We start from the raw sequence: 11378 nt of genomic DNA, 5'->3' as shown, positions 1-11378 counted from the left end.
GGGCCCGACGCGATTTTCGCCTCCAACACTTCGACCTTGCCGATCACCTCGCTCGCCGCCAACTGGTCGAAGCCCGAAAATTTCATCGGCGTGCATTTCTTCTCGCCGGTCGACAAGATGTTGCTCGTCGAGACCATTTTGGGCGAAAAAACCGGCGACCGGGCTTTGGCCGTGGCGCTCGATTTCATTCGCGCGATCCGGAAAACGCCGATCGTCGTCAACGATTCGCGCGGCTTCTTCGCCAATCGCTGCGTCACCAATTACCTGCGCGAAGGCCATCTGATGCTGATGGAAGGCGTGCCGGCGGCGATGATCGAAAATGTCGCCCGCATGGCCGGAATGCCGGTCGGGCCCTTGTCGCTCAACGACGAAGTGGCGCTCGATCTCGGCTGGCGCATCCTGCAGGCGACCAAAGCCGATCTCGGCGAACAGGCGGTCGATCCGGCGCAGGAAAAGCTGCTGGAGGAAATGGTGGTCAAGCTCGGCCGGTTCGGACGCAAGAACGGCAAGGGCTTTTACGATTATCCCGCCGGGGCGCCGAAAAAACTCTGGCCCGGCCTCGGCGATCTTCAGGCGACCAGGCTCGATCCGGACGCGATCGACGTGACCGAACTCAAACAGCGCCTGCTGGTCATCCAGGCGGTCGAAGCCGCGCGCACGGTGGAAGACGGCGTGGTTACCGATCCGCGCGAGGCCGACGTCGGCTCGATCATCGGCTTCGGTTTCGCGCCTTTCACCGGCGGGGCGCTGAGCTACATCGACTTCATGGGCGTGAAGAATTTCGTCGCCCTCTGCGACGCTCTCGCGGCCAAACATGGCGCACGCTTCGCCCCGCCCGCCCTGCTGCGCGAGATGGCGGAAAAAGGCGAGACCTTTTACGGACGCTTTGCGGGCAGGCAGGAAGCGGCGTAGGCTTGGCGCGCCAGCACAGGAGTTCGCCCGTGACGCGAAGGATCACCGTCTATTTTTCGCTGCTCAGTCCCTGGGCCTATATCGGTCACGCCGAATTCCTGCGGCTCGTCGCCAAACATGGCCTCCAAGTCGATTGGAGGCCGGTGGCGCTGAGCCAGGTTTTTCCCGAATCCGGCGGGTTGCCGCTGGCCAAACGCCATCCGGCGCGGCAGAAATACCGCATTCTGGAACTCCAGCGCTGGCGCGAGAAACGCAGGCTGGATTTCCACCTTCATCCGCAATTCTGGCCCTTCGATCCCTCGGCCGGCGACAGAATCGTCTGCGCGCTGGTTTTGGACGGCGCCGATCCCGCCAAATTCATCGCCGCCGCCTTCGCCGGGATCTTCGAGCAACAGCGTAATCTGGCCGACAAAGCGGAATTGGCGGCGATTTTGCGGGAATCGGGCTATGAACCGGGGGGGCTGGAGCGCGGCGAAAGCGACGAGGCCGAGGCCGCCTATCGGAGCAATCTGGCGCTGGCGCTGGAGGCCGGCGCTTTCGGTTCGCCGACCTATGTGCTCGACGGCGAGATTTTCTGGGGCCAGGACCGGCTCGAACTGCTCGACGACGCCTTGACCAGCGGCCGCAGCCGTTTCGACGTCGAGGCTTGAAAAAGCTGGCGCGCAAGCCGGTGGTCGGATCGTGCGGGTCGGATCGATCAGCGAGTGAAGTCCACCCGGAACCGGTGAACACGGCGCGTCGGCCTCAGCCGGCCTGGACGCCCCGGACGATTTCGGCTTCCTTGACCAATCGCGCGCCGCGTTCGGCATCTGTCTCGACGCCCATGCCGTTGATCAACATCACGCCGAGATTATGCTTGGCGACGCCGTGGCCGTTGCGCGCGGCCTTTTCGTACCAGCCGACGGCTTCGGGGAGATTTTTCTCAACGCCCTTGCCCGTGCAGTAGAGAACGCCGAGCTGGAACTGCGCCTGCGCGTGATCTTCGGCGGCGATGCGGAAAAGCCATTGCACAGCCTCCTTTTCCTGAACCGGGTCGCCCCTTTCGAGCAGCGCCAAGGCCAGGGTGAAAGCGGCGCCCATATGTCCGCTTTCAGCCGCCGTCCGATACCAATGGATCGCGTCCTCGCGGCGCGGCGTGAATGCATAGGCGCCGGAATAAAGCTGACCCAGTTGTACCGCCGCTGTGGCGCTGCCCTGGCTGGCCGCATCGAGCAGCAGACCTTCGGCGCGGCTCAGGTCGCGTCCGCCTTCGGCATGTTCGAGATAAAGCACGGCGAGCCGCGTCTTGGCGTTGCTGTCCCCGCGCTCGACCGCTTTCGCCAGCCACATTTGCGCGAGGTCGTAATTTTTGGCGCCGAGTTCGCCACTCAGATGGAGTTCGGCGATCTTGACCTCGGATTCCTTCACCCCCTTCTCGGCGGCAAAGATATACCAGCGCAAAGCTTCGCGGACGTCGCGCGCCACGCCCTGCCCCGTCGCGTAAAAAAAGGCGATGTTGAAAGCAGCGGTGGGATGGCCCTGTTGGGCGGCGGCCAGGAAAGCCCGGGCGGCCTCATCGTAATTGACGTATCCGATGGCGCCGGTGGCGGCCAGCCGGCCCGCGGCGAATTGCGCCTGCGCATCGCCCTTTTCGCCGGCTCGGCGATACCATTCGAAGGCCTCGCGCAGATCCGGAGCGAAATCGCCGCCGCGGCTGTAGAGTTCGGCCAGCGCGAGCATGGAAGGTAAATAATCGCTTTTCGCGGCGCGGCGCAGATAGGTTTCGGCGCGATCGAGATTTTTGGGCAACCCCTGGCCGGTCAGATGCATCGTTCCCGCCGCGTGAAGGGCGAGGACCGCGCCGCCCTCGGCGGCTTTCGCCATGTAATGTCCGCTGCGCTCGAGATCGGCGGTCCGGCCGAGGCCGGTCGAATAGATCGTCGCCATCGCCAGCTGCGCGGCGTTGTGCCCTTGGTCGGCGGCCTTTTCATGCCAGTCCGCGCCTAGAACCAGATCCTTCTCGACTCCGAGCCCGCGGTAATGGATTTCGCCGAGGCCGAACTGCCCGGTCGGCTCGCCTGCGCCGGCGGCGAATGAAAACCAGCGGCGCGCGGCCTCAAAGTCCTGCGCGACGCCATGGCTGCCCAAAAGCACCGTGCCAAGCAGGGCCGCGGCGACCGCGTGGCCGCCGTGCGCCGCTCGCGTCAGCCATTCCACCGCCAGTTCAGGGTCGGGGGAAAGCGCTTCGCCTTCCGGGAACAGCGCGTCCACGACCGAATCGACAAATTCGGGACGCTCCCGCCGCGCGCCCGACGCCCAGACGGACAGCGAATCGTTTCTTCCGCCCAGCAGATGCAGGCGGCCAAGCCGCAACTGCGCTTCGGCGTGGTCCTGCACAGCCGCGCGGCGATACCAGGCGGCGGCGTCGACCGGGCTGCGATGGACGAACTCCCCACGTTCGTAAATCTCGCCGATGTAAAGATTGGCGTCGAGCGCTCCGGCGCGGCTCGCGAGACGCCAGCAGCGCAAAGCTTTGGCCATTTCCCCCCGGGCATAGGCGTCTACGCCGGCGCGTAGCGACCATGAGCCGAATCGCTCGAACGCGAATCTGCGCGCGGCGCCATCGCCCAAAGCCGATTTCACCAGAGGGTTCATGATTTCACGGCTCGCGCATGGCTTCGCGGCCATTGGCCACCGCGTTCCAGAGATAGGAGGCCACGGTGCGGCGTCCGACCTTGATGTCGCCGGTCAGGGTCATGCCGGGGATCAGGCGGAAGGTATCGGGAACATGGACGAAATTGGTCCGGGTGATCTTGACGTGAACCCGGTAATAGGGATCGACCGGCTGGCCGGTGTCGTCATTTTGCGTGAAGGCGCCTTCGCTGATCCATTTGACCTCGCCTTCGGCGACGCCATATTGCGCATAATTGAACGCGTCGATCTTGAGGGTCACGAGATCGCCGACACGGATGAAACCGACGTCGCGCGGCGAAATCTGGATATCGGCCTCCACCGGCGCCGACAACGGCGCCAAGGTGATCAGCTGGTCCCCTGAACGCAGGACCGAACCGACCGACAATTTGGTCACCGTCAGGACGATGGCGTCCTCCGGCGCCTTCAACTGGACCAGCGACTGGCGCTTGCTGGCCTTTTCCAGTTGCGCAACGGCGGCGTCGCGGCTGTTGCGCGCGGTCACGATTTCCTGGCTGACCTGGGTTGACCAGTTCTGGATGAAAGCCTCGCGGTCGGCGCGCAGCGAAGCGAGCTGCTGGCGCGCCTCGATCGCAGTATTGTTGGCGTTCTCCAGTTGCCGGCGCATTTCGACGCTCGCGTCCTCGGATGTGAGCTTGTTGAGCAGCGAGCCGGCGCCTTTTTCGAGGAGCTTGCCGCGCATCTCGTCCACCCGGCCGGCGATCGCGCCCCTTTCCTTCAGGCGCGCTTCGTCGCCCTCGGACTTGCGGATCGTCGCCAGGGTCTGGTCGATCTTGCGGTCGAAACTGTTCAACTGCGCCTGATACTGGGCGGCCCGCTGCTCGTAGAGCCGGGCCTGCAAGACGTCGTAGCTTTTTTCCTTGGCGCCGCCATCGATCGAAAAAACCGGCGGATGGCCCTGCGACTCCCCCTCGGCGCGCGCGATCTGGGCATCGAGACTGGCGATCTGATCGGCGAGCTGATGCACGTCGGCGCCGGAGAAGGTCGGGTCGAGCGTCGCGAGGAGCTGGCCCTTGACGACGTGATCGCCTTCGCGGACGTCGAGGCTCTTGATGATCGAATTGTCGTCCAGCGCCTGAAAGACGCTGGACTTGACCGTCGCCACCACCTTGCCCGAGCTGCTGGCGACGATGCGGTCGACCTTGGCGAACAGGATCACCGCCAGGACGAGAACGATGCCCGCCGCCAGAACATGGATCGTCATCCTTATCGCATAGGGCTCTTTAGCCTCCCGAATGGCGGCGACCTCCGACTGGAACCGGCGGACGGTGGCCAGATCGGCGGTTTCACGATGCATGGAAAGGGCCTCGCGTCAGCTGCGTCTTGCGCATGGCCGCCTCGATATGGCCGTTCTGCTGGTTCCACAGCGTACGATAGATTTCGCATTTTTCGAGCAATTCGGCGTGTGTTCCAATGTCGAGCAGGGCGCCTTGCTCCAGCACCATGATGGCGTCCGAATTCACCAGCGACGACAGGCGATGCGAAATGACGATGACCGTGCGCCCTTGCGCGATGCGCTTGATGTTGGCGTTGACGATGGCCTCGCTGTCGGGATCGAGCGCGCTGGTCGCTTCGTCGAGGATGAGGATACGCGGATCGACGATCAGCGCCCGGGCGATCGCCAGCCTCTGGCGCTGGCCGCCCGAAAGATTGGGCGAGCCTTCGTAGATCCAGGTATCGTAGCCGTGCGGCAGCCGCTCGATGAATTCCTCCGCTCCCGCCAGCCGCGCGGCGCGGCAGATTTCATCGAAAGTGGCGTTGGACTTGGCGGCGGTGATGTTTTCGCGGATCGTTCCGGAAAACAGATAGTTCTCCTGCAGGACGACGCCGAGGCTGCGGCGCAGATGAGCGAGGTCGTAGGAGCGGACATCGACGCCGTCGATCTTGATCAGGCCCTCGTAATCGGGATGCAGCCGCTGCAAGAGCCGCGTCACCGTGGTCTTGCCCGAACCGGAGCGGCCGACCACGCCCAGGGTGGTCCCGACGGGAACATCGAAGGAGAGATCGAGGATCGCCGGCGAGTTGGCGCCCGGATAGGTGAAGCGCACCTTGGAGAACGCGACATGGCCCTCAAGCGGCGTGCGCACGCCATGATGCGAGTGGCCGGCCTCCGGAGGGCGATTGACCATATTGCCGACCATGGCGACGGCGCCGCGCGCTTCGTCCAGTTGGTTGACCAGTTGCGCCATCTGCATGAGCGGGGCGGCGACGCGCTGCGACAACATGATGAAAATGAAAAGCGAACCGACGAACACCGGATCGTTGGTGGTCAGGGCCAGATAGACGCCATAGGCGAAAGTGCCGTTGACCGCCAGCCGCTCGATCGGTTTGACGCCCGTCTGGATCAGATTCGCGACGAACCCCTCCTTCATCCTGAGCCTGGCGATCCTTGCGATATGCACATCCCATTGCCTGAGCTGCCGGGGCTCCAGCGCCAGCGACTTGATCGTGCGGATGCCCGAGATCGACTGCACCAGAAAGGCGCCGCGTTCGCCCTCGGCGGTCAGGACCGCGCCATAGGCCTTGCGATAGGCCGGCAACATGTACAACAGCCACGCCACGATGAGGGCGCAGCACGCCAGCACCATGCTCGTCAGCACGACCGAATAGGCGAACATGACGGGCAGGAAGAATAAAAGCGTCAGGGAATCGAGCAGCGTGCCGAATAATTGTCCCGTGAGAAAGGCGCGAATGCGATAGATTTCATTCATGTCGCGGTTGATGAGGCCGACCTGCCGGCGCTCGAAAAAATCGATCGGCAGATGCAGCACTTTTTCAAACATATATTCCGATAGCCGGACATCGACCCTGGCGGTGATGATCTGGAGCAGATAGCCGCGCAGAAAGGTGAAAACCGTCTCCAGAACGATGACCAGACCCATGGCGATGCAGACCACGGCGAAGGTGCTCATCGAGCGGTAATAAATGACCTTGTCCGAAAGGATGCGCCAGAAAAAGATCGGCGCAAGCGCGAAAAAGCTCAGGAAAACCGCCGAGATGCACAGATCGCGCACCAGGCCTCGCTCGCGGAAGATCAAGGAGACGATCAGGCCGAAGTCGAATGGCTGCTCCTCGTCCTTTATATCGTAATCGCGGCGCGCCAGCACCACATCGCCCGACCACGCCTCCTCGAAGCGCGGGCGGTCGATCTTGAAGACCGCCTGTTCCCCACCCTTGGGGTCGCGCAGAAGGACATAAGCTGCGCCGTCGGATTGATGGACTTCCTCCAGCACCAGCCAGGCGCCGCTATTCAGCCGGACGATCGCCGGAAGCGCGCGCTGCAGCCCGGCCACGCCGTTCCAGTCCAGACGGACCGATTTCGCCTTGAGGCCGCAACCGCGCGCGCAATGAACCAGTTGGGACTCGGTGAGGTCCTCGCTCGGCAGGGCGTTATCCTGAACGATCTGCCGGGCCGTCAGATGCAGCCCGTGACGGCCGCCCACCACCACAAGACAATCCAGCGCCGAGCTTCGCGCGAAGGCCGATGAATCGTTCAATTCCGAAAAAAGATCTTGCGAAACAGGATCTTGCGCGCCCGTAACGCTGTCCGACGCCGTCTGGTCTTGTGTCACATCCGCCTCTCACGTTACCGCTCGATCATAACCCGAAACGACAGGCTTCATCAAGACTTCAAGCCGTGAACGGTCCGCCGGGGCAAATCTCCCATCCCGTTTTACGTTACGATCCGCTCCGCCGGCCCCTGGATCAAAAACAATTCGAGATTGCTCGACGCTCAAGTCGAAGTTTGAAACGGCTGATCAGCTTTGCACGAGGATTCGGATTTTGCGCGAAAATCTTTTGTCGTCCTGCGGAGCCACGCGAGAGTCTCGCCTGCCGTTTAGATTGGGGCTCGGGATGGGAAACGCCGTCCGGTCGCGCGGCGGCCCCGCTTGCGACGCATCGCTCTGGACAGGGTCGCAGGATTTGTGCTAACGCCTTCGCCAACGGTCCGACGCTCCGCAAGCGATCGGTTTTCCTTTCCAATTCGGCTTCAGTGTCATGACGTCAGGCGGCGTCGCGGCGAAGGGGCTTTTGAAAACAGGATGCAGGCGTGCAAGTTCTCGTTCGCGACAACAATGTCGATCAGGCGCTCAAGGCGCTCAAGAAAAAAATGCAGCGCGAGGGCATATTCCGCGAAATGAAGTTGCGCGGCCATTACGAAAAGCCGTCCGAAAAGCGCGCCCGCGAGCAGGCCGAGGCGGTCCGGCGCGCCCGCAAGCTTGCGCGCAAGAAGATGCAGCGCGAAGGCCTGTTGCCGATGAAGGCCAAGCCGGTGACGCGCTGAAGTCGTAGTTCGGCGCTGTTAACGTCCTTGCTGGCGCCCTTCGCGCCCCTTGCCCCGGCGAGGGGCGTTTGCGCGTGTTCCACGATCTTTCCGAGGCGGACGCACGGTTAACAAAACCTTCCCCGGTTAACAAATTGTTCATTCCGCGATAATAGTTTGCGGCGCGCCCCGCCTACGCCGAGAAGCGTTTTCGGCGCCGGCACTGGCGGAAAGCGAACGGGGATCGACCAGATTGGGATCTAGAATGGCGGGCCATCGCAAAATTCTGATTTTAGCCGCCCTGGTTCTGGCGGCGCCGCTCGCCGGCTGCGAATCGATGACCGGACCCAATGGCGGACGGCGCGGCCCGGGCTATGCCGAGACGTCGAGCGCCGACCCCAAGGCGGTCGAGGCCAATATCGATTCGCTGAACCGCGTGGTCGAAAGCCATCCCAGCGATCCGGAAGCCTATAATACGCGGGGCGTCGCCTATGCGAAGATCGGTCGCTTCGATCAGGCCATCGCCGATTTTTCCCGAGCGATCCAGCTCGATCCGCGTCACGCTTCGGCCTATACCAATCGCGCTTTGGCCGAACGCCAGACCGGCGCCAATGACGCGGCGCTGGCCGATTTCACCCACGCCATCGAGTCAAACCCCAATCACGCTCCGGCCTATCTCGGCCGCGCCAACCTGCTGCGCGCCGAAGGTCAGCTCGACCCGGCGCTGCGCGATCTCGACCAGGCGATCCGGCTCAATCCGGAAAACGCCCAGGCCTTTCACGCCCGCGGCCTGATCGAACAGAGACAGGGGCAGAACGATCGCGCCGTCACCGATTTCGACAACGCCATCGACCGCGATCCCTTCGCCGCCGCCCCTTATCAGGCGCGTGGCCAGAGCCTGCTGGCGCTGGGCAAATACGACAAGGCGATCGAGGATTTCAACGCCGCGCTCAATGTCGACAACAAGAACGCCGACGCATGGTCCAGCCTCGGCCTCGCCTACGAGAAAAAGGGCGACCGCCAGAAGGCGCTGGAAAATTACCAGCGCGCGCTGTCGCTCAATGGCGACGATTCGACCGCCCGCGCCGGCGTGAACCGCCTGCGCAGCTGAGCGCAGGCAAAATTCACCCTGCCGCCAACGGCGCGAATTGCGCGCAGACGGACTCGTAAACCTCGCGCTTGAACGGCACGATCAGTTCCGGCAGGCGCTCCAGCCGTTCCCAGCGCCAGGCGTCGAATTCCGCCTTGTGCCTGCCGCCATCCGGCGTGTCGATATCGATTTCCGACTCCGCGCCGGTGAATTTCAAGGCGAACCATTTCTGGGTCTGGCCGCGATAGCGGCCGCGCCAGCTCTTCTTGCCGACATCGGCAGGCAGGTCGTAGCTGAGCCAGTCCGCCGCCTCGGCGAGCAGGCTGACGCTCCTGACATTGGTTTCCTCGCGCAATTCGCGCAAAGCGGCGTCGTAAGGGGCCTCGCCCTCGTCGATGCCGCCCTGCGGCATCTGCCATTCATATTCCCCAACGACCGCATCGGACCCGCGCCTGGACTTGCGCCGGCCGACGAAGACCAGTCCCCGCGGGTTGAGGAGCATGATCCCGACGCAGGGACGATAAGACTGGGCATCCATCGGCCATTACCTTTTTTCGACATTCTTGACGGTCGCCGCCGCCCGTTCGGCGCCGACCGCGGCGGAGAGCGGAACCAGAGCCAGTCCCCGCCGATCGAGCCCGGCGGCGAAACCCGCGATGCGATCGACGGCGCCCGGCAGGCCGGCGGCGTAACCCACCGCTACGCCCTGCGCGCGCGCCAGCGTCTCCAGCCGCAGCAGCGCCGCCTCGATCGCCTCCGGCCGGGACGATTCGTCGAGGCGCAGATCGGCCTTGACGAAGCCGACGCCGTTCTCGCCGGCGATTCCAGCGGCAAGGCTGCGCGGCGACGAGCCGTCATCGACGAAATCGAGACCGCGCGCCGCCAGTTCGCGCATCAGCGACCGCGTCGCGTCCGCATCGGCGGTGAACCGGCCGCCCAAAAAATTCATCACGCCGATATAGCCGACGAAGCGGCCCATCTGCCAGCGTAAATCCTCCTCCGCCTTGCCTCGGTCGGCCAGGGTCAGCATATGGGGGCCAGGCGAACCATCGGCGCCGAAAGGCTCCATCGGCGCCTGCAACAGGATTTCATGTCCGGCCTCGCGCGCCGCCGCCGCCAAAGGATCGAGATTTGCGCCATAAGGCGCGAAAGCCAGGGTCACCGCGCCCGGCAGGCGGCGGATCGCCGCCTCGGTCGCCGCCCGATTCAGGCCCATGCCGCCGACCACCAGCACGATGCGCGGCGTTCCCGGCTTGATCGGCGGCTGCATCGCCGGTGGCCGCGCATAAACGCGGGAAGGCGCGGCGCCGTCGGCGGCGCGGCGCGGCAGCAGGCCGTAGCGGCTGTTTTCGACCAGACGCCGGTCGGGCGCCGGCGCCAGCGCCAAAAGCGTCTCGGGAGGCCTCAGGATCACGGCGCCCGGCGCCGCCGCGCCGCCGCGAAAGACTTTGACGCCGCTTTCCGTCTCGACCTGCTGCGCGGTCTCCACGCCGGCCGACGCGGCTGCGGCGCCCGCCATTGGCGACGGCGCGGCCAAGGGCGGCGCCAAGGCGGAGGCGACAGCAGGCGCAACCGCAGCGGGCTGCGGGGCCAGCGGCTGGATTGGCGCCAGCGCTTCCGTTTCGCCGCCGGACGGGGCTTTTTGGGCGATCAGCGTCGCGCCCAGCGCCACGCCGGCTAGCACGACCGCCGCGCCGACGACCCGCCAGATTCGCCCGCCCGCCTTGGGAGGCGGCGGTTTCCGGTCCATTCCGAGCGGGCGGTCGAGATCGTCGAGCATGGTCATTTTCGAAAAGCAGAGCGAATCCACAAAGGGTCCGGTCCGCCAAGCTTTAAGCATTTTCAGCCGATGGGACAATTAACCCGGCGCTTCCGGTTGCGATGCCCCGCAATCGTCTCCACCCCCGCGCAAGCCTGGAGCGCCTGGAGCACAAGGATTTTTTGCGCCACAAACCGGCAGCCGGAAAAAAAACAGAGCCCCGATCCATCGGATCGGGGCTCCCATCGTTCATGTGGACGGCGAAGCGCGCCGGCCGGTCAGTTCTTCTTGTCCGGCGTCGGGCCCTGCTTGAGCACCGGATCGGTCGGGGCGCCGAGCGGCGGGATCACGACGGGGGCTTCGGGCGCCTTTTCGGCCCTGGGCGCTTCCGTCTTGGGCGTTTCGGCCTTGGCGAATTCGGCCTTCAACACTTCGGCCGTCTTGACGCCGCGCAACAGGTCGAAAGCGGCGTGCAAAGCCTTGTCCTTGGCCTCGTCGGCGGGGACATAGGCCTGCGAGCCATGCTCCTCCGCGTCGCCATTCTTCAGATGGCCCTTGAGCGAAGCCTCGCCCTCGGTCTTGTCCTTGCCCTTCAACTCGTCCGGCACGTCCTCGAGAACCTGGATGTCCGGCTCGATGCCCTTGGCCTGGATCGAGCGGCC

The 11378-nt window shown here is 64.4% G+C and carries 9 protein-coding genes and 1 pseudogene; 4 read left to right on the top strand and 6 right to left on the bottom strand.

The annotated features are described in order from the left end of the window. Together QZY01_RS09770 and QZY01_RS09765 are read left to right on the top strand one after the other, a co-directional pair. Window positions 1-912, top strand: a 912-nt coding sequence (locus tag QZY01_RS09770; RefSeq protein WP_294536438.1) for a 3-hydroxyacyl-CoA dehydrogenase family protein, incomplete at its 5' end; no start/stop codon positions are given. Between the two features lie 29 nt (window positions 913-941). Then, window positions 942-1562 carry a 2-hydroxychromene-2-carboxylate isomerase gene (locus QZY01_RS09765; protein ID WP_294536437.1) on the top strand — a complete coding sequence of 207 codons (621 nt, stop codon included), beginning with the start codon at window positions 942-944 and terminating at the stop codon, window positions 1560-1562. 94 nt (window positions 1563-1656) lie between these two features. Here the strand turns inward: QZY01_RS09765 and QZY01_RS09760 are convergent, their stop codons facing one another. The 3 genes from QZY01_RS09760 to QZY01_RS09750 are packed head-to-tail and all read right to left on the bottom strand — an operon-like array spanning window position 1657 to window position 7100. Continuing rightward, complete coding sequence (locus tag QZY01_RS09760; RefSeq protein WP_294536435.1) at window positions 1657-3546, bottom strand: hypothetical protein; 1890 nt, start codon at window positions 3544-3546, stop codon at window positions 1657-1659. A 4-nt stretch (window positions 3547-3550) separates the two neighbouring features. After that, the gene (locus tag QZY01_RS09755; protein ID WP_294536432.1) at window positions 3551-4900 is read right to left on the bottom strand and encodes an HlyD family type I secretion periplasmic adaptor subunit; all 1350 of its coding nucleotides are present in this window, start codon (window positions 4898-4900) and stop codon (window positions 3551-3553) included. Continuing rightward, on the bottom strand, window positions 4890-7100 hold the full coding sequence (locus tag QZY01_RS09750; protein ID WP_294536430.1) for a peptidase domain-containing ABC transporter: 2211 nt from the start codon (window positions 7098-7100) through the stop codon (window positions 4890-4892). Before QZY01_RS09750 ends, QZY01_RS09755 begins: the two co-directional genes overlap by 11 nt. A gap of 554 nt (window positions 7101-7654) precedes the next feature. On the opposite strand from QZY01_RS09750, the gene rpsU reads away from it, so the two are divergent. Together rpsU and QZY01_RS09740 are read left to right on the top strand one after the other, a co-directional pair. Continuing rightward, complete coding sequence (gene rpsU / locus QZY01_RS09745; RefSeq protein ID WP_294536428.1) at window positions 7655-7888, top strand: 30S ribosomal protein S21; 234 nt, start codon at window positions 7655-7657, stop codon at window positions 7886-7888. Between the two features lie 244 nt (window positions 7889-8132). Continuing rightward, window positions 8133-8978, top strand: a complete 846-nt coding sequence (locus tag QZY01_RS09740) for a tetratricopeptide repeat protein (RefSeq protein WP_294536426.1) — start codon at window positions 8133-8135, stop codon at window positions 8976-8978. Between the two features lie 13 nt (window positions 8979-8991). Here QZY01_RS09740 and QZY01_RS09735 read toward each other — a convergent pair whose 3' ends face one another. From QZY01_RS09735 to QZY01_RS09725, 3 genes and pseudogenes are all read right to left on the bottom strand, one after another. Next, window positions 8992-9495: an RNA pyrophosphohydrolase gene (locus QZY01_RS09735; RefSeq protein ID WP_294536424.1), complete on the bottom strand. Its 504-nt coding sequence runs from the start codon at window positions 9493-9495 to the stop codon at window positions 8992-8994. 6 nt (window positions 9496-9501) lie between these two features. Then, complete coding sequence (locus QZY01_RS09730) at window positions 9502-10737, bottom strand: divergent polysaccharide deacetylase family protein (protein ID WP_294536422.1); 1236 nt, start codon at window positions 10735-10737, stop codon at window positions 9502-9504. 257 nt (window positions 10738-10994) lie between these two features. Next, window positions 10995-11378 (bottom strand): annotated as a pseudogene (locus QZY01_RS09725) (hypothetical protein); the annotation flags it as partial.

Origin of the sequence: uncultured Rhodoblastus sp., assembly GCF_903903185.1 — a bacterium.
In the GTDB taxonomy this organism is placed as follows: domain Bacteria; phylum Pseudomonadota; class Alphaproteobacteria; order Rhizobiales; family Beijerinckiaceae; genus Rhodoblastus.
The sequence above is the reverse complement of the archived record's forward strand: the minus strand, read 5'-3'. Positions and strand labels throughout refer to the sequence as shown.